General features: G+C 73.7%; 17 protein-coding genes and 1 riboswitch. Of the genes, 2 read left to right on the top strand and 15 right to left on the bottom strand.

Annotated features, from left to right (window positions below; translation table 11 throughout):
- Window positions 1–30 precede the first annotated feature (30 nt).
- The 8 genes from groL to ABD158_RS11190 all read right to left on the bottom strand — a co-directional run bounded on the left by groL (window position 31) and on the right by ABD158_RS11190 (window position 7,222).
- Entirely contained in the window at window positions 31–1,656 is a 1,626-nt protein-coding gene (groL, locus tag ABD158_RS11155) for a chaperonin GroEL (protein WP_344007139.1), read from the bottom strand.
- 202 nt (window positions 1,657–1,858) lie between these two features.
- Complete coding sequence (locus ABD158_RS11160) at window positions 1,859–2,869, bottom strand: zinc-binding alcohol dehydrogenase family protein (RefSeq protein WP_344007141.1); 1,011 nt, start codon at window positions 2,867–2,869, stop codon at window positions 1,859–1,861.
- A gap of 91 nt (window positions 2,870–2,960) precedes the next feature.
- Window positions 2,961–3,422 (bottom strand): OsmC family protein, encoded by a 462-nt coding sequence (locus ABD158_RS11165; RefSeq protein WP_344007143.1) that lies wholly within the window; start codon window positions 3,420–3,422, stop codon window positions 2,961–2,963.
- 22 nt (window positions 3,423–3,444) lie between these two features.
- Window positions 3,445–3,720, bottom strand: coding sequence for a MoaD/ThiS family protein (locus ABD158_RS11170; RefSeq protein ID WP_344007145.1), 276 nt, complete (start codon window positions 3,718–3,720; stop codon window positions 3,445–3,447).
- Window positions 3,721–3,767: 47 nt separating this feature from the next.
- Window positions 3,768–5,072 (bottom strand): threonine synthase, encoded by a 1,305-nt coding sequence (thrC, locus tag ABD158_RS11175; protein WP_344007147.1) that lies wholly within the window; start codon window positions 5,070–5,072, stop codon window positions 3,768–3,770.
- 8 nt (window positions 5,073–5,080) lie between these two features.
- A riboswitch (SAM riboswitch) is annotated at window positions 5,081–5,218 on the bottom strand.
- Window positions 5,219–5,463: 245 nt separating this feature from the next.
- Window positions 5,464–6,318 carry a trehalose-phosphatase gene (gene otsB / locus ABD158_RS11180; RefSeq protein ID WP_344007149.1) on the bottom strand — a complete coding sequence of 285 codons (855 nt, stop codon included), beginning with the start codon at window positions 6,316–6,318 and terminating at the stop codon, window positions 5,464–5,466.
- 77 nt (window positions 6,319–6,395) lie between these two features.
- Window positions 6,396–6,902, bottom strand: coding sequence for a LytR C-terminal domain-containing protein (locus ABD158_RS11185; RefSeq protein WP_344007151.1), 507 nt, complete (start codon window positions 6,900–6,902; stop codon window positions 6,396–6,398).
- Window positions 6,903–6,916: 14 nt separating this feature from the next.
- The gene (locus ABD158_RS11190) at window positions 6,917–7,222 is read right to left on the bottom strand and encodes a DUF3263 domain-containing protein (RefSeq protein WP_344007153.1); all 306 of its coding nucleotides are present in this window, start codon (window positions 7,220–7,222) and stop codon (window positions 6,917–6,919) included.
- An 83-nt stretch (window positions 7,223–7,305) separates the two neighbouring features.
- On the opposite strand from ABD158_RS11190, the gene ABD158_RS11195 reads away from it, so the two are divergent.
- Window positions 7,306–8,760 carry an alpha,alpha-trehalose-phosphate synthase (UDP-forming) gene (locus ABD158_RS11195; RefSeq protein WP_425573188.1) on the top strand — a complete coding sequence of 485 codons (1,455 nt, stop codon included), beginning with the start codon at window positions 7,306–7,308 and terminating at the stop codon, window positions 8,758–8,760.
- Entirely contained in the window at window positions 8,760–10,256 is a 1,497-nt protein-coding gene (locus ABD158_RS11200) for an alpha/beta fold hydrolase (protein ID WP_344007155.1), read from the top strand. Before ABD158_RS11195 ends, ABD158_RS11200 begins: the two co-directional genes overlap by 1 nt.
- Window positions 10,257–10,269: 13 nt before the next feature.
- On the opposite strand, the gene hemQ is transcribed toward ABD158_RS11200, so the two are convergent.
- Genes hemQ through sfnG form a run of 7 tightly spaced genes read right to left on the bottom strand, consistent with a single transcriptional unit; the run spans window position 10,270 to window position 17,009 of the window.
- The gene (hemQ, locus tag ABD158_RS11205) at window positions 10,270–10,974 is read right to left on the bottom strand and encodes a hydrogen peroxide-dependent heme synthase (protein ID WP_344007157.1); all 705 of its coding nucleotides are present in this window, start codon (window positions 10,972–10,974) and stop codon (window positions 10,270–10,272) included.
- Entirely contained in the window at window positions 10,971–12,347 is a 1,377-nt protein-coding gene (gene hemG, locus ABD158_RS11210; RefSeq protein ID WP_344007159.1) for a protoporphyrinogen oxidase, read from the bottom strand. The genes hemQ and hemG overlap by 4 nt, the downstream gene beginning before the upstream one ends.
- A 43-nt stretch (window positions 12,348–12,390) precedes the next feature.
- A complete protein-coding gene (locus ABD158_RS11215; protein ID WP_344007160.1) occupies window positions 12,391–12,930 on the bottom strand; it encodes a flavin reductase family protein in 540 nt (179 codons plus the stop codon).
- A complete protein-coding gene (locus ABD158_RS11220) occupies window positions 12,927–13,487 on the bottom strand; it encodes an NADPH-dependent FMN reductase (RefSeq protein ID WP_344007161.1) in 561 nt (186 codons plus the stop codon). The genes ABD158_RS11215 and ABD158_RS11220 overlap by 4 nt, the downstream gene beginning before the upstream one ends.
- Window positions 13,484–14,647, bottom strand: a complete 1,164-nt coding sequence (locus ABD158_RS11225) for an LLM class flavin-dependent oxidoreductase (RefSeq protein ID WP_344007162.1) — start codon at window positions 14,645–14,647, stop codon at window positions 13,484–13,486. The genes ABD158_RS11220 and ABD158_RS11225 overlap by 4 nt, the downstream gene beginning before the upstream one ends.
- Before the next feature lie 11 nt (window positions 14,648–14,658).
- Window positions 14,659–15,873 (bottom strand): SfnB family sulfur acquisition oxidoreductase, encoded by a 1,215-nt coding sequence (locus ABD158_RS11230; protein ID WP_344007164.1) that lies wholly within the window; start codon window positions 15,871–15,873, stop codon window positions 14,659–14,661.
- Entirely contained in the window at window positions 15,873–17,009 is a 1,137-nt protein-coding gene (gene sfnG / locus ABD158_RS11235; RefSeq protein ID WP_344007166.1) for a dimethylsulfone monooxygenase SfnG, read from the bottom strand. The genes ABD158_RS11230 and sfnG overlap by 1 nt, the downstream gene beginning before the upstream one ends.
- Window positions 17,010–17,213: the final 204 nt, after the last annotated feature.

Here is a 17,213-nt window from a genome sequence, read left to right on the forward strand (position 1 = left end):
GTGCTGCGGTGGTGCGTGGAGCGGGTGGACTCAGAAGTCCATGCCGCCCATGCCGCCGGTCGGGTCGCCCGCGGGGGCGGCCTTCTCCGGCTTGTCGGCCACGACGGCCTCGGTGGTGAGGAACAGCGCGGCGATCGACGCGGCGTTCTGCAGCGCGGACCGGGTCACCTTGACCGGGTCGTTGATGCCGGCGGCCAGCATGTCGACGTACTCGCCGGTGGCCGCGTTGAGGCCGTGACCGGCCTCCAGGTTGCGGACCTTCTCCGCCACGACGCCGCCCTCGAGGCCGGCGTTGATGGCGATCTGCTTGAGCGGGGCCTCGGTGGCGAAGCGCACGATCTGCGCACCGGTGGCCTCGTCGCCCTCGAGGTCGTTCTTCTCGAACGCACGGTCGGAGGCCTGGACGAGGGCCACGCCGCCGCCGGCGACGATGCCCTCCTCGACGGCCGCCTTCGCGTTGCGCACGGCGTCCTCGATGCGGTGCTTGCGCTCCTTGAGCTCGACCTCCGTGGCCGCGCCGACCTTGATGACGGCGACGCCGCCGGCCAGCTTGGCGAGGCGCTCCTGGAGCTTCTCGCGGTCGTAGTCGGAGTCGGAGTTCTCGATCTCGGCGCGGATCTGGTTGACCCGGCCCTCGATCTGGGCCTGGTCGCCCGCGCCCTCGACGATGGTGGTCTCGTCCTTGGTGATGACGACCTTGCGGGCCTGGCCGAGGAGCTCGACGCCGGCGCTCTCGAGCTTGAGGCCGACCTCCTCGGAGATGACCTGGCCGCCGGTGAGGACCGCGATGTCCTGCAGCATGGCCTTGCGGCGGTCGCCGAAGCCCGGGGCCTTGACGGCGACGGACTTGAAGGTGCCCTTGATCTTGTTGACGACCAGGGTCGACAGCGCCTCGCCGTCGACGTCCTCGGCGATGATCAGCAGCGGCTTGCCGGCCTGCATGACCTTCTCGAGCAGCGGGAGGAGGTCCTTCACCGAGGAGACCTTGGAGTTGACGATCAGCACGTAGGGGTCGTCGAGGACGGCCTCCATGCGCTCCATGTCGGTGGCGAAGTAGGCCGAGATGTAGCCCTTGTCGAAGCGCATGCCCTCGGTCAGCTCGAGGTCCAGCCCGAAGGTGTTGGACTCCTCGACCGTGATCACGCCCTCCTTGCCGACCTTGTCCATCGCCTCGGCGATGAGCTCGCCGACGGAGGGGTCACCGGCGGAGATGCCGGCGGTCGCGGCGATCTGCTCCTTGGTCTCGACGTCCTTGGCCATGCCGAGCAGCTGCTCGGAGACCGAGGCGACGGCGGACTCGATGCCGCGCTTCAGCGCCATCGGGTTCGCGCCGGCCGCGACGTTGCGCAGGCCCTCGCGCACCATGGCCTGGGCCAGGACGGTGGCGGTGGTGGTGCCGTCGCCCGCGACGTCGTCAGTCTTCTTGGCGACCTCCTTGACGAGCTCGGCGCCGATCTTCTCGTACGGGTCCTCGAGCTCGATCTCCTTGGCGATGCTCACACCATCGTTGGTGATGGTGGGCGCGCCCCACTTCTTCTCGAGGACGACGTTGCGGCCCTTGGGGCCGAGGGTGACCTTGACGGCGTCGGCGAGCGTGTTCATGCCACGCTCCAGACCGCGCCGGGCCTCCTCGTTGAAAGCAATCAGCTTCGGCATGGCTCCTGCATCCTTGAACGGAGTTCTGGGGACGGCCCGGGACTGCCCGCGACGGACGGTGCGCGGCTCCCGCGGACCCTTCCCGCGGTGGCCACGGACCTCAGTACGCCGGTCCGAATTGGCACTCTCGTGACGAGACTGCCAACACAATGTCTAGCACTCGCCCTGGGCGAGTGCAAACGCCTACGGCCCCGCCGGCGCCTCAGGCCGGCCAGCCCGCGAGCACGACCTTGCCGCGCGTCGAGCCGGACTCGAGCATGCGGTGGGCGCGCACGACGTTCTCGGCCGTGATCTCGCCGTAGGTGTCGGTCAGCGTGGTGCGCACCCGGCCCTCGTCGACCAGGCGGGCGACCTCGGTCAGCAGCCGGTGCTGCTCCACCATGTCGGGGGTCTGGTGCACGGGTCGGGCGAACATGAACTCCCAGTGCAGCGACGCGCTCTTCTGCTTCAGGCCCATGACGTCCAGGCCGTCGGCCGGGTCGTCGATGACGCCGATCCGTCCCTGCGGGGCGACCAGGTCGGCGTACGCCGCCCAGTGGTCGTCGGTGCCCGTGAGCCCGGCGATCAGCTCGACGTGCTGGACGCCGACCTCGCGGACGGCGGCGGCGAGGTCGCCGGAGTGGTCGACGACGTCGTGGGCGCCGAGGTCGCGGACCCACGCGCTGGTCTCCGGGCGCGAGGCGGTGCCGACGACCCGCAGCGACGTCAGCTGGCGGGCGAGCTGCACGAGGACCGAGCCGACGCCGCCGGCGGCCCCGACCACGAGGAGGGTCCGTCCCTCTCCCCCGCCCTGCTCGACGCCGAGCCGGTCGAACAGCAGCTCCCAGGCGGTGATGGCGGTCAGCGGGAGCGCGGCGGCCTCGGCCATCGACAGCGAGGCGGGCTTGGCGCCCACGATGCGCTCGTCGACGACGTGGAGCTCGGAGTCGGTGCCCGGCCGGGCGATGGAGCCGGCGTAGTAGACCTCGTCGCCCACCGCGAACAGCTCGACCTCCTCGCCGACCGCCCGCACGACGCCGGCGGCGTCGTAGCCGAGCACCTTCGGGGTGCCGTCCTCGGAGCCGCCGCGCGTGCGGACCTTGGTGTCGACGGGGTTGACGGAGACGGCGGCGACCTCGACGAGCAGGTCACGGGGACCGGGGGTGGGGTCCGGGATCTCGACGTCCTGCAGCACGCTCGCGGGTCCCGCCTCGGTGTAGCCGACTGCCTTCATCTCGCTGGTCCTCCTGGTGGCCTGGACCGCTCGGTCGACCGGTCGCACCGGACGGTCGCTCGGATCGGTCGCTCGGATCGATGGGGTGAGCCTAGGCGGGGACGACGACCGGCTCGTGCCGCACGGGGAACGCGACGGACGCGGCGATGAAGCACGCCTCGGAGGCGTCCCGGTGGATGCGCAGGGCGGTCGCGACCGTCGTGGCGTCGGCGACGACCACCCGCGGGCGCAGCACCACCTCGGTGAACCGTCCGCCGATGCCCTCCTGCCGCATCGTCCCCACCGGCGAGTCCTCGTACGCCGTGACGACGACGCCGTGGACCACCGCGAGGTGCAGGTAGCTCAGCAGGTGGCACTGGCTGAGCGCGGCGAGCAGCAGCTCCTCGGGGTTCCACCGCGACGGGTCGCCGCGGAAGGGACGGTCCGCGGAGCCCTCGAGCGGGGCCTTGCCCTCGGCGACGACGAGCACGTCGCGGCCGTAGTCGTGGTAGCCGCTGGTCCCGGTGCCGCGGTCGCCCTGCCAGGCGACCTCGAGGGCGTAGTGGTGGTCCACCGCGCCGGCCCGCCGCGCGGGCTCAGCCGCCGGCGACGGCGGGGATGACCGAGATCTGCGTGCCGTCGGGGGTGGCCGTGCCGAGGTCGTCGAGGAAGCGCACGTCGTCGTTGCCGACGTAGACGTTGACGAAGCGGCGCAGCTTGCCGCCGTCGTCGAGGATCCGGCCCTTGATGCCCGCGTGGTGGGCGTCGAGGTCGTCGAGGACCTCCGCCAGCGTGGCGCCCTCGGCGGTGACCTCGGACTGCCCGCCCGTGTAGGTGCGCAGGATGGTCGGGATGCGGACGGCGACGCTCAACGTGTCTCCTTCGTCGGTGGGGTCGGAGGGTGCGGGACGGACGGCGCTCAGGCGATGCCGGTCGCCGCGAACGCGGCGTACGACGGGTCGATCGTCGCGGCGGGCCCGACCTGGCCGGAGATGGCGTCGAGGGTCTTCAGGCCCATGCCGGTGTTGATGATGACCGTGTCGAGGCTCGTGTCGAGCTGGCCGGTCTCCACGAGCTTCTTCAGCACGGCGGTCGTGGTGCCGCCCGCGGTCTCGGTGAAGATGCCCTCGTTGCGGGCGAGCAGCAGGATGCCGGCGCGGATCTCGTCGTCGGTGACGTCCTCGACGGCGCCGCCGGTGCGCCGGCAGACGTCGAGCACGTACGGCGCGTCGGCGGGGTTGCCGATGGCCAGCGACTTGGCGATCGTGTCGGGCTTGACCGGGCGCACCACGTCGGTGCCGGACTTGTAGGCCACCGACACCGGCGAGCAGCCGGTCGCCTGGGCGCCGAAGACCTTGTAGGGCTTGTCCTCGACGAGGCCCAGGGCGATCAGCTCCTGGAAGGCCTTGTCGACCTTGGTGAGCTGGGAGCCGGAGGCGACGGGGATGACGACCTGGTCGGGCAGGCGCCAGCCGAGCTGCTCGGCGATCTCGTAGCCGAGCGTCTTGGAGCCCTCGGCGTAGAAGGGGCGGACGTTGACGTTGACGAACGCCCAGCCGTCCTCCTCGCCCGCGATCTCGGAGGCCAGCCGGTTGACGTCGTCGTAGTTGCCGTCGACGGCGACCAGCGACTCGGTGTAGACCGCCGAGTTGACCTGCTTGGGGTGCTCGAGGTTGCTGGGGATGAACACGACGGTCTTCATGCCCGCGCGCGCCCCGGCCGCGGCGACGGCGTTGGCCAGGTTGCCGGTCGAGGGGCAGGCGAAGACCTTCGAGTGGAACTCGCGGGCCGCGCTCAGGGCGCAGGCGACGACGCGGTCCTTGAAGGAGTTGGTGGGGTTGGTGGAGTCGTCCTTGACCCACAGGTTGCTCAGCCCGAGCTCGGCGGCGAGGTTGTCGGCCTTGAGCAGGCGGGTGAAGCCGGGCTCGGTGTTGGGGCTGGTCTCGATGTCGGTCGGGACCGGCAGCAGCGCCTTGTAGCGCCAGATGTTGGCCGGACCGGACTCGATCTGCTCCCGGGTGAGGTCGGTGGGGAAGTCGTAGGCGACCTCGAGGGGGCCGAAACACTCCATGCAGGCGTACTGCGGGCCCAGCGCGACCTCGGAGCCGCACTCGCGGCAGACCAGGGCGCGGGCGTTGCCGAAGGCGCCCTCGCGAATGACGTCCGGGCCGGCGGCCTCGGGGGTGGCGGCGGTCTCGGGTGCGGAGACGGTGGGGGCGCTCATGTTCCTCCTCCTCATCTTCCCCGTCGGCGTCTCTCGCCGCGGGCCGGAATTGGCACCTCTCCGGCCTCGCGACGCCAGGAGCGGCGGTGCGGGCGGTGGTTGCCGGGACGTCGACGGGCCGTTCCCTCAGTCCCTCGTGATGAGCACTCGCCAGGTTACGCAGCCGCCCCTCGGCCCCGCACATCGGGGTCCCGCCATGTGGACCCGTCGTCCGCATGGCGAGACAGCGTGGAGCGGGCGCGCGGTTTCACCAGGTATGTCACCGAACCACCACTCCTCGTGCCGGGCAGCACGCGAGAAGCGGCAGCCGGACGACATACCTGGTGAAACCGCGCCGGACCCCTCGGGCTGGCGGCACCGCGCCGGGCCCGCCGGGCGGGGGTCAGAGGGGTCAGAGCCGGGCGCCGGCGGTGTCGCGGGTGAGCTCGCGCAGCAGTGCGAGCACTCCGGCGGGGCCGTCGACGACCACGTCGGCGCGGTCGGTGAGGGCGGTGACGGCGTCGGCCGCGTCGGAGACCGAGGCGACGAGCAGTCCCTCGGCACCGCCGGAGCGCAGGCGGGCGACCTCCTCGAACGCCGCGAGGTCGCCGAGGTCGTCGCCGGCGAACAGCACGGCCGACGCCCCGGTCATCGCCACGAGCTCGCGGACCGCGGCGCCCTTGTCGGCGCCGTGGGCCCGGACCTCGAGGACGTGGCGGCCGGGCTCGACGACGAGGTCGTGGCGGGCGGCGAGGGCGGCGACGGGCTCGCGGAGCGCCTCGAGCGCTCCCGCCGGGTCCGGCAGACGGCGGGTGTGGACCCCGACCGCCAGGCCCTTGTCCTCGACGAAGGCCTCGCGGGCGTCGGCCGCGGCCAGCACGTCGGGCAGCTCCGCGGAGAACGCCGTGAGGCCGGCGGGCGGACGCGGCGAGACGACCCGTCCGGTGTCGGAGGACCACTGCTCGTTGCCGTACTGACCGCGCAGGTGCAGGGTCCGCCCCCGCGCCTCCATCGCGGCGCCCAGCTCCTCGAGGCCCCCGAGCGCGAGGGCCTGACGGGCCGGGCGTCCGGTCACGACGGCGACCGCGCGGACCTCCTCGGCCAGCGCGAGCAGGACCTCGGCCGCGTCGGGGTGCACGTGGGCCGCGGCGGGGTCCTCCACGATCGGCGCGAGCACGCCGTCGAAGTCGAGGCAGACCAGCGCGTCCTCGCCCGCCCGCACCAGGCCGGCGTAGTGCTGCTCGGAGGAGGCGTGGGTGAACTCCATGGCGTCACTGTCCCATGGCACGGTCGTGCACCGAGGGGGGCCCGGGCGACCCGGCGCCGACCGGGCGGAGGGCCGCCTCAGGCGTAGTCGGCGGTGAGGATGACCGTCAGCCGGTCGAACCGCATGGGGGCCACGGCGGGCATGAGCCGGGTCACGCCGAGGTCCTTGGCGAGGGTGTCGGCCTGGCGCTCGAGGCGCGGCGGGAAGTAGACGGTCGACGACGGGATGGTGCCCACCCAGTTGTCGGAGCCCACGACCTGCCAGCCCGCGGTGGCCGCGGTGTCGGCGGTGGTGCCGGCGAGCCCGGCGATGCCGGAGTTGTTGTAGACCTCGACGAGGACCTCGCTGCGCTCCACCGGCGCGGGGGTGCGGCTCGTGCGCGGCTCGCTGGGACGCGGCGCACGGGTCGCGGACGGCGACGGGGTCGCGGAGGGGGTCGCCTCGACCGTGACGGGGCGGGCGACGTCGGACTCGACGTCGCCGGAGGTGACGGCGAAGGCGAGACCGGCCATCGCGACGGCGACGATGCTGAGCATCACCAGCGGCGAGGGGAAGGCCACCCCGCGCTCGTCGCGGGTGCGCACGACCCGGGAGCCCATCAGACCTCGAACCCGAGGCGGCGGGCCGAGCGCTGGCGCTGGCGCGCGGACCGGAGGCGCCGCAGGCGACGGACCAGCAGCGGGTCGTCGGCGAGGGCCTCGGGGGTGTCGATCAGGGCGTTGAGCACCTGGTAGTACCGCGTCGCCGACATGTCGAACTGCTCGCGGACCGCCTGCTCCTTGGCCCCGGCGTACTTCCACCAGTGGCGCTCGAACTCGAGGATCGCGGCGTCCCGCTCGGACAGCCCCGACGTGCTGGTCCCCGGCGCGTGCGTGGGGGCTCCGAGTGCGTTGGCGGCGTCCATGCCGTGCACTGTAGACGCCGAACGACAGCGATGTCATTCGCTCCTCGGCGCGTCGGGTCGACAGCGCGGCTAAGGTCACAGACGTGGCAGTGCGCAACCGCTCGGCGGACCTCGTGATCGTGGCCAACCGGTTGCCCGTGGACCGGGTCACCGACGACGACGGGACCCCGTCGTGGCGGCCCTCGCCGGGTGGTCTGGTCAGCGCCCTGGAGCCGGTGATGCGCGCCAACGACGGCGCCTGGATCGGCTGGCCGGGGGGCACCGAGACCGGGATGCGGCCCTTCACCTCCGACGGCCTCTCGCTGGTGCCGGAGTCGCTGAGCGCCGAGGAGATCGAGGAGCACTACGAGGGCTTCTCCAACGGCACGCTCTGGCCGCTCTACCACGACCTCGTCGCCAAGCCGGAGTTCCACCGCGAGTGGTGGGACGCCTACGTGCGGGTCAACCAGCGCTTCGCCGACCGGGCGGCCAAGATCGCCTCCCACGGCGCCACGGTGTGGGTGCAGGACTACCAGATGCAGCTCGTGCCGCAGATGCTGCGCGACAAGCGGCCGGACCTGCGGATCGGCTTCTACCTCCACATCCCCTTCCCGCCCGCCGAGCTCTTCCAGCAGCTGCCGTGGCGCCGGGAGATCCTCCAGGGCCTGCTCGGCGCCGACCTGGTCGGCTTCCAGCTGCCGGGTGCGGCGCAGAACTTCATCCGCCTGGTGCGGCAGCGGGTCGGCCACAAGACCCATCGCGACCTCGTCTACCTGCCCGACGGGCGCACGGTGAAGGCAGCGGCGTTCCCGATCTCCATCGACGTCGACGGCTTCGAGGAGCTCGCGGCGAGCGAGTCGGTCGCGGAGCGCGCCTCCGAGATCCGCGAGGCCCTGGGCAACCCCGACACGGTCTTCCTCGGCATCGACCGGCTCGACTACACCAAGGGCATCTACGCGCGGCTGCGCGCCTTCTCCGAGCTGGTGCGCGACAAGCACCTGGCCGTCGGCGAGGCCGTGTTCGTGCAGGTCGCCACGCCCTCGCGGGAGCGGGTGGAGCAGTACCGGATCCTGCGCGACGACATCGACCGCCTCGTGGGGCGCATCAACGGCGACCTCGGGGAGATCGGCAAGCCGGTCATCTCCTACCTCCACTCCTCCTACCCCCGCCACGAGATGGCCGCGCTCTACCGCGCCGCCGACGTGATGGTCGTGACGCCGTTCCGTGACGGCATGAACCTCGTCGCCAAGGAGTACGTCGCCTGCCGCCTCGAGGAGGACGGCGCGCTGGTCCTCTCGGAGTTCGCCGGCGCGGCCGACGAGCTGCGGCAGGCCTGGCTGGTCAACCCCTACGACATCAACGGGATGAAGGCGGCCCTGCGGCAGGCGCACGACGCGGAGCCGAAGGAGATCCAGCGCCGGATGCGGGCCATGCGCCGCACGGTGCGGGAGCGCGACGTCAACCACTGGGCCGACGGCTTCCTCTCCGAGCTCGCCGCGACCCGCCCCGACCACGGCAAGAAGGTCCGGCCCGTCGGCCGCCCGGAGGAGGACGACTGATGGCCCTCGTGACCATCCCGCGGCCCGACGAGGTCGTGGGCTCCGCGACCCGGGCGGCGGGCAACCTCGCCCACACCGTCCTGTACGGCGGGCTCGCCGACCTGCGCCCGATGCCCCGGACCCTGGTGTCGTCGGGCTCGCGCCGCGAGGTGCACCACTACCGCTCCCTCACCGTCCGCGAGCAGGGCGACCCCGTCCTGCTGGTCCCGCCGCTGGCCGCGCCCGCCCGCGTGTTCGACCTGCGCCGCGGGTGCTCGCTCGCGGAGCACCTCGTGGTGGCCGGCCGCCCGACGTACGTGGTGGAGTACGGCGACGTCTCCTTCCGCGACCGGTCGCTGTCGATCGACCCGTGGGTGGCCGACGTGCTGCCGCAGGCGATCCGCGACGTCTCCGCGCACGCCGGACGCCGCGGCGTGCACGTCGTCGGCTGGAGCCTCGGCGGGCTGTTCGCGCTGCTCGCGGCCGCGGACTCCCCCGACCTGCCGATCGCGTCGATCAGTCTGCTCGGCACCCCTGTCGACACCCGGCTGGTGCCGATGGTCGCCCCCCTGCGTCCGCTGCTCGCCACCTCCCCCGGCGGGGTCGTCGACCGCGCGTCCCGGCTGATGGGCCTCGCGCCGAAGCCGGCGGTGCGGTGGGCCTCGCAGCTCAGCGCGTTCCAGAACCTCGTCACCAAGCCCGTCGCCGTCGCCACCCACCTCGACGACACCGAGTGGCTCGCCCAGATCGAGGCCGTCGGTGCCGTCCGTGGCCGGATGGCGGCGTACCCGGGCCGCAGCTACGGCCAGCTGTACCACCGGTTCGTCCGCTCCGCGGACCTCCGCGAGGGCCGCGCCGAGGTCGACGGGCGGACGGTCGAGCTGGCCGCCGTCACCGCCCCCGTCGCCGTGTACGCCGGCGCCACCGACGGCATCGCCCCGGTCGCCGCCGTGCGGGGCGTGACCTCGCTGCTCACCGGCTCGCGGCAGGTCGACGTCGAGATCGTGCCCGGCGGCCACCTCGGCCTGCTCACCGGCCGCGGGGCCCGCACCACCACGTGGCGCTCGCTCGACGAGTGGTTCGACCGCTGGGGCACCGCCGCCGGCTCCGACGACGCCGCGCTCGACCGCCCCGCCTCGCGGACCCCCGCGAGGAGGACCGCCGCCCGGAAGACCGCGGCCACGAAGACGACCGCGAGGCGAGCGCCCGCCACGAAGGCGCCCGCCACGAAGGCGCCGACCAGGAAGGCGCCCGCCACGAAGGCGCCGACCAAGAAGGCGACCGCCAAGAAGGCGACCGCGAAGAAGGCGACCGCGAAGAAGGCGACGACCAAGAAGAGCGCGGCGACCAAGAAGGCGACCACTACGAGGAGCACGGCGACGAGGGCGCCCGCGAAGAGGGCCGCGGGCGGGTCGAGCGACGCCCGGGGCATCGGGTCGAACCCCGAGCGTCGCTACTCCTCGCGGGCCTCGCGCGGTCTCTCCGGGTCCGGTCCCGGGTCGTCCTCCGGGTCCTGAGCGACCCGGGGTCTCAGGGCAGCCGGTCCAGCAGGTCGGCGACCTCGACGCGGGCGCCGGTGTAGAAGGGGATCTCCTCGCGGACGTGGCGTCGCGCGCCGGAGGCGCGGAGGTCGCGCATCAGGTCGACGATGCGGCCGAGGTCGTCGGCCTCGAAGGCCAGCAGCCACTCGTAGTCGCCGAGCGCGAAGGACGACACGGTGTTGGCGCGCACGTCGGGGTAGGGGCGCGCCATCTTGCCGTGCTCGGCGAGCAGGGCGCGACGCTCCTCGTCGGGCAGCAGGTACCACTCGTAGGAGCGGACGAACGGGTAGACGCACAGGTGCCGCTTCGGCTCCTCGCCCGCCAGGAACGCCGGCACGTGGGACTTGTTGAACTCGGCCGGGCGGTGCAGCGCCATCTGCGACCAGACGGGCTCGAGGCGACCGCCGAAGGCGGTGCGGCGGAAGCGGTGGTAGGCCGCCTGCAGCTGCTCGGAGTCGGCCGCGTGCCACCAGACCATGACGTCGGCGTCGGCGCGGAGGCCGGACACGTCGTAGAGGCCGCGCACGACGACGTCGTCCTCGGCGAGGCCGGCGAGCAGCTTCTCGACCTCGGCCGCCTCGGCGGCGCGGTCCGCGGACCCCAGCACGTCGCGCAGCCGGAACACCGACCACATCGTGTAGCGGGTGAGGTCGTTGATCTCCTTCAGCCGGGACGCGTTCGTCTGCTCGCTCATGGGCCCATTCTGCCGCGCAGGTCCTCGGCGAGCTCGCCGGCCGCCCGGTGCGCGGAGCCGATGACCGCCGGCACGCCGACCCCGTCGTACGCCGCGCCGCACACGACGAGCCCCCCGACCTCGGCCACCGCCGCCCGCACGCGGGCGACGCGGTCGAGGTGGCCGACGGCGTACTGGGGCAGCGCCCCTCCCCAGCGCTGCACCACGGCGTCGACCGGACGCGCGTCGAGGCCGGTCGCCGCCCGGAGGTCGGCCAGCGAGTCGGCGACGAGGTCGGCGTCGTCGCGCTGCAGCGTCGCCTCCTCGCCCAGCCGGCCGAGCGAGGTCCGCAGGTGCACCACGCCCTCCGCGGCGCCGGCGGCCCGCACGTGCTCCCACTTCGCGAACGAGAAGGTGGACGCCTTGATCGCCCGTCCGTCGACGGGCGGCACGAGGAACCCGGCCGCGGACCCGTCGTAGGACCCCAGCCCGGCGACGTCGGCGGCGGCGAGGGCGAGCGCGACCACCACGGTGGAGGCGGTCTCGACGCCCGCCAGCTCGGCGGCGGCGCGCGGGGCGAGGTCGCCCAGCAGCCGGCTCGCGGGCGCCGGCGGGACGGCGAGGACGACCCCGTCGACCTCCAGCCGCTCGGGCGCGGTGGTGGGTCCGACGACCAGGGCGAGCCCCGCGGGGGTCCGCACGAGCTCGCGGACGGTGGCGCCGGTGCGCACGACCAGGCCCGCCGCGAGCGCGTCGACCAGGGAGGTCATGCCACCGGCGAGGCCGGCGAAGACAGGGGTGCCCGCGCCGGGGGCGGTGCGCGCGCCCTCGGTGACCAGCGGGCCGCGGGCGGCGAGGTCGGCCAGGGCCGGCACGGTCGCGCGCACGGACAGCCGGCGGGCGTGACCGGCGTACACGCCGCCCAGGAGCGGCTCGACGAGCCGGTCGACCACCTCGTCCCCGAAGCGCGCCGCGACGAGCTCGCCGACGGAGACGTCCTCGCCGTCCCACGGCTCGACCCGCTCCACCCGCGCCCGGGCCAGGCCCTCCGGCGACAGCACCCCGGAGGCGGCGAGGTCGTCGGGGTCCAGGGGCACGCCCATCAGCGACCGGGGCAGCCGGCGCAGCGACCCCCGGGTCCAGATCCGCGAGGACGCGCCGGTCGGGTGCACCAGGGGCAGGCCGAGGTCGGCGGCGAGCGCGGAGCCCTCGGGGCGCCGGTGCAGCATCGCCTCCGTGCCGACGTCGAGGGCGACGCCCGCGACCTCGGCACGGCGCAGCTTGCCGCCGGCCACCTCGGCGGCCTCGAGGACGACCACGTCGTGGCCCGCGGCCACCAGGTCGCGCGCCGCGGTCAGGCCCCCGATCCCCGCCCCGACGACCGCGACCCGCATGGTCCCAGCCTGCCAGCCCGGTCGGCGGGACCGGTGCGGCGCCTCAGCCGGCGGCGACCCCGGCGAAGGCGCTGCGGTGGAACACCAGCGGCAGCGACACGTCCGCGGCCTGCTCGACGGCGTGGAGCTCGAGCAGCACCAGGGTGTGGTCCCCGGCCTCGACCTCGCGGTAGACGGTGCAGTCGAACTTCGCGAGGCCCTCGTCGATGAACAGCGCGCCGGCCGGGGTCGCGGACACGGCGATGTCGTCGAAGCGGCTCGCCACGTCGCCCGCGAGCTGGCGGCACAGCCCGCCGTGGTGGTCGGCGAGCACGGTGAGACCGAGGTGGTCCGCGCTGCGCAGGTCGGGCCAGGTCTTCGAGGTCGTGGCGACGGAGAACTGCACGAGCGGCGGGTCCAGGCTCACCGAGCTGAACGACGAGGCCGCCAGGCCGACCTTGCGGCCGTCGATCTCCGCGGCCACGGCGACGACCCCGGAGGGGAAGACGCCGAACGCCTCGCGCAGGCGCTGCGGGTCGAGGTCCTGGTTGGTGACCAGCGGCGTGACGCCGGAGGTCGGGTCCTGGGCGAGCTGCGAGGTCATGCGGGGGCTCCTGTCGGTGCGGGCGTCGGGGCGAGCAGGCGGTCGGTGGTGGGTCTCGCGGTGCCCAGCCAGTCGGCGTAGGCACGGGGGTCGTCGTGCTCGGCCTCGAGGACGCACAGGCCCTTCAGGACCGGGCCCGAGGCGATCTCCGAGAGCACCGGGCGGAGCGTGAGCTCCGCGGCCAGCGCGTGGTGCGGCGATCCGGCGAGCATCACGGGAGCCGAGACGCCGCGGATCGCGCCCGCGGCGAACCGGTCCAGGAACACCTTGAGCAGCCCGGTGTACGTCGCCTTGTACGTCGGGCTGGCCACGACGACCAGGTCGGCACCGGCGACCGCGTCGACCAGGGCCGTGACCTCGCCGTCGCCCCGGTCGAGGAGCCGGGCGCCGAGCAGCCCGAGGTCGACCACGAGGTCCGGCTCGGCGTCGGTCAGGCCGGTCACGACGTGGCGGCCCGCGACCAGCGTGCGCGAGGCCGGCTTGGGGTTGCCGACGACCAGGGCGGTGGTGGCACGGCCGTCGGGACCGGCGGCGGGACCGGCGGCGGGGCCGCTCACGAGGCCGCCCGCCCGCCGGCGAACGGCACCGAGGCGCCGCGGTGGCGCTCGGGGCCGGGGTGCTTCCACCGGCCGCGCTCGGCGAGGATCGGCAGCACACCCTCCCCGAACCAGTAGGCGCCCTCCAGGTGGGGGTAGGCCGAGAGGACGAACTCGGAGATCCCGAGGTCGGCGTACTCCTCGATGCGGTCGGCGACCTCCGCGTGGCTGCCGACCAGCGCGGTGCCCGCGCCGCCGCGGACCAGGCCGACGCCGGCCCACACGTTGGGGTGGATCTCCAGCGACCGGGCGTCGCCGTCGGTGGTCCCGCCGTGGAGGTCGAGCATCCGCCGCTGGCCCTCGGACTCGCTGCGGCGCAGGCCGCTCTGGACCCGCTCGAGGTCCTCCGGGCGGATCTCGTCGAGCAGCCGCTGGGCCTCGGCCCACGCCTCCGCGGAGGTGTCGCGGGTGATGGTGTGCATCCGGATGCCGAAGCGGACCTCGCGTCCCTGCTCGGCGGCCAGCCCGCGGATCCAGGCGATCTTCTCGGCGACGGCCTCGGGCGGCTCGCCCCAGGTGAGGTAGACGTCGGCGTAGCGCGCGGCGACCTCGCCGGCGGCGGGCGAGGACCCGCCGAAGTAGATGTCGGGTCGCGGCGAGGGGATCTGCCCCAGGGTCGCGCCCTCGACCCGCAGGTGCTCGCCGTCGTGGTCGACCGTCTCGCCGTCCCACAGGCGGGTGACGATGTCGAGGAACTCCCCGCAGCGGGCGTAGCGGGCGTCCTTGTCGAGGAAGTCGCCGAACATGCGCTGCTCGTGGCTCTCCCCGCCGGTCACGACGTTGAGCAGGAGCCGCCCGCCGGACAGGTTCTGGAAGGTGCCGGCCATCTGGGCGGCGACGAACGGCGAGAGCAGCCCCGGGCGGAACGCGACGAGGAACTTCAGCCGCTCCGAGGTCTGGGCGAGCATCGCGGTCGACAGCCAGGCGTCCTCGCACCAGGCGCCGGTGGGGGTCAGCGCGGCCTCGAAGCCGTTGTCCTCCGCGGCGCGGGCGACCTGGGTCAGGTAGGCGACGTCGGCCGGCCGGCCGGCCGCGCCGGGGTCGACGCCGTGGCCGCCGCCGACGACGTGGCGGCCGTCGCCGCCGTTGGTGGGCAGGAACCAGTGGAAGGTCAGGCTCATCGACTCTCTCCTCAGATCTGGCCGTGGCGGGGCGGCACGGTGCCGTGCAGCGCCCACTGGCCGAGGTGCTGGACCTTCCACGACGCGGGGTCGTGGAGGGTGTGGGTCCGGGCGTTGCGCCAGTGGCGGTGCAGGTTGAGCCCGTCGAGCGCGGAGCGGGTGCCGGCGACCTCGAACAGTCGGCTGCCGACGGCCAGGCTGGCCTCGGTGGTCGAGGCGCGCGCGGCCGCGACGGCGAGGCTCGCCTCGGCGGCCGTGGCCTCGGTGAGGTCCGCGTCCGCGGCCTCCACGGCGGCCCCGGCCTCGCGCAGCAGGGCCTCGCAGCCCCGGACGGCGAGCTCGAGCTGGCCGAAGGCGTGGACGGTCAGCGGGTCCTCCCCCGCGGTCTCGACCTTCGCGTCGGGGTAGGGCCGCGAGTGCGTCCGCACGAACGCCGCCGCCTCCGTGAGCGCGCCGCGGGCGATCCCGGCGTCGATCGCCGCGTGCAGCAGCTGCGCGAACGAGCCGTAGGTCTGCGGGCCCGTGAAGGTGAGGTGGAACGGCATCACCCGGTCGGGGGCGACCGCGACGTCCTCCAGGCGCACCGAGCCGCTGGCGGTGGTGCGCTGGCCCATGCCGTCCCAGTCGTCGACGACGCTGACGCCGTCGGCGTGGCGCTCGACCCAGGCGACGTGCATCGGGCCGTCCTCCTCGAGGTGGGCCAGCACGGGGATCCAGTCCGCGAGCAGCGCGCCGGTGCTGTAGGCCTTCGCCCCGTTGAGCAGCCACCCGCCGCCGGCCTGGCCGTCGGGGGTCAGGGTCGTCCCCCAGGTGCGGGCGTCCTTGGTGCGCAGCTCGGACTGCGCGTTGCCGAAGCGGCGACCGGCGAGGACCTCGCCCAGGAAGAAGCGCTGCTGGTCGTCGGTGCCCTGGTGCAGCACGGCGTTGACGTAGACGAAGTGGCTGTGCGGGATCTGAGCGATCGAGGGGTCCGTGGTCGACAGCAGCCGGAACACCTCCGCCACGTCGCCCGCCCGCAGGCCGGGCCCGCCGAGGGCCCGCGGCACGGTGATCGCGAGCAGCCCGGAGCGGGCGAGCTGGTCGACCTCGGCCAGCGGCAGCAGCCGGTGGCTGTCGCGCTCCGCGGCCTCGACGCCGAACGCCTCCGCCAGGGTCGCCGCGGTACGACGGGCCGCGGCGGCGTCGAGCACGGGCACCCGGGTGTCCGCAACGGGGGCAGCCGTCATCAGGCGACCTCGCCGGCGACCGGGGTGGAGGTGGCGCCGGGCTCGGCGGCCTCCATCTCACGGATCAGGGGCAGGACCCGCTCGCCGAAGTACTCGACCTCCTCCTGGAAGTGCAGGAAGCCCAGCAGGAGCAGGTCCGCACCCGCACGCTTGTGGCGGATCGCCTGCTCGGCGACCTGCTCGGGGGTGCCGACCAGGCCGGTGCGGAAGCCGTCGTTGTACTGGACGAGGTCCTCGAAGGTGGAGTCCTGCCACATGCCGGTGCCGTCCGGCGCCGACTTGCCGGCCTGGGTGACCGCGGAGCCGAAGCCCTCCACGGCCTCGCGGTCCGCGCGGTCGATGATCTCGCGCAGCACGTCGCGGGCCTCGGCCTCGGAGTCCCGCGCGACCATGAAGCCGTTGACGCCGAAGCGGACCGTGCGTCCGTGCCCGGCGGCGACACCGGAGACGTTGCCGACCTGGGTGGCGATGCCCTCGGGGGTGTTGCCGTTGGCGAAGTACCAGTCCGAGACCCGCCCGGCCATCTCCTGCGCGGCCGTGGAGTTGCCGCCCTGGAAGATCTCGGGGTGGGGGCGGTCGGGACCGCTGAGCGGCTTGGGCTTCAGGTCGAAGTCGTGCAGGCGGTAGAAGTCGCCGTGCAGCTCGGCGTGCTCGGAGGTCCAGATCTCCTTGAGGTAGGTGATGAACTCCTCCGCACGGCGGTAGCGCTCGCCGTGCTCGAGCCAGGGCTCGCCGAGCCGGGTGAACTCGTCCTTGAACCAGCCCGAGACGACGTTGACCGCGGCGCGACCCCCGGAGAGGTGGTCGGCGGTGGCGAGGAACTTGGCGAGCACACCGGGCTGCCACAGACCGGGGTGGACGGCGGCGATGACCTTGAGGCGCTCGGTGGCGAGCATCAGCGCGAGGCTGAAGCTGGTCGACTCGTGCTGGTACGCCGCGCCGTAGGACGCCATGTAGCGCACCTGGCTGAGGGCGTACTCGAAGCCGTTGCGCTCCGCCGTGCGGGCCAGGCGCTTGTTGTACTCGTAGCCCCAGTCGGTGCGCTGCTCGATCTTGCTGACGACCAGGCCGCCGCTCACGTTGGGCACCCAGTAGGCGAACTTCAGCGGCTCCCGGGGGCCGGTCTCCTTGCTCATCGCACGCTCCTCTGCGGTCTGGACTAACTCGATCAGATTGCTGCAGTTAACGGCCTCGGGCAACTCGACGTGCCGCGTCGGACCCCGCGACCCGCCGAGCACGTGACAGGCAGGGCCTTCCACGCATGACCGCCGGGCCCGGGTCCGGCGCGTCGCGACCCGGGTCCGCGGCACGCCTGCACTTTGTCTATAGTCTCAGTCGAC

Source organism: Nocardioides lentus (assembly GCF_039529515.1).
Lineage (GTDB): Bacteria > Actinomycetota > Actinomycetes > Propionibacteriales > Nocardioidaceae > Nocardioides > Nocardioides lentus.

Coding starts and splice junctions, on each gene's coding strand:
- groL (WP_344007139.1), bottom strand. CDS start 1,656: ATGCCGAAGCTGATTGCTTTCAACGAGGAGGCCCGGCGCGGTCTGGAG.
- ABD158_RS11160 (WP_344007141.1), bottom strand. CDS start 2,869: ATGAAGGCAGTCGGCTACACCGAGGCGGGACCCGCGAGCGTGCTGCAG.
- thrC (WP_344007147.1), bottom strand. CDS start 5,072: ATGAGCGCCCCCACCGTCTCCGCACCCGAGACCGCCGCCACCCCCGAG.
- otsB (WP_344007149.1), bottom strand. CDS start 6,318: ATGGAGTTCACCCACGCCTCCTCCGAGCAGCACTACGCCGGCCTGGTG.
- ABD158_RS11190 (WP_344007153.1), bottom strand. CDS start 7,222: ATGGACGCCGCCAACGCACTCGGAGCCCCCACGCACGCGCCGGGGACC.
- ABD158_RS11200 (WP_344007155.1), top strand. CDS start 8,760: ATGGCCCTCGTGACCATCCCGCGGCCCGACGAGGTCGTGGGCTCCGCG.
- hemQ (WP_344007157.1), bottom strand. CDS start 10,974: ATGAGCGAGCAGACGAACGCGTCCCGGCTGAAGGAGATCAACGACCTC.
- hemG (WP_344007159.1), bottom strand. CDS start 12,347: ATGCGGGTCGCGGTCGTCGGGGCGGGGATCGGGGGCCTGACCGCGGCG.
- ABD158_RS11215 (WP_344007160.1), bottom strand. CDS start 12,930: ATGACCTCGCAGCTCGCCCAGGACCCGACCTCCGGCGTCACGCCGCTG.
- ABD158_RS11225 (WP_344007162.1), bottom strand. CDS start 14,647: ATGAGCCTGACCTTCCACTGGTTCCTGCCCACCAACGGCGGCGACGGC.
- ABD158_RS11230 (WP_344007164.1), bottom strand. CDS start 15,873: ATGACGGCTGCCCCCGTTGCGGACACCCGGGTGCCCGTGCTCGACGCC.
- sfnG (WP_344007166.1), bottom strand. CDS start 17,009: ATGAGCAAGGAGACCGGCCCCCGGGAGCCGCTGAAGTTCGCCTACTGG.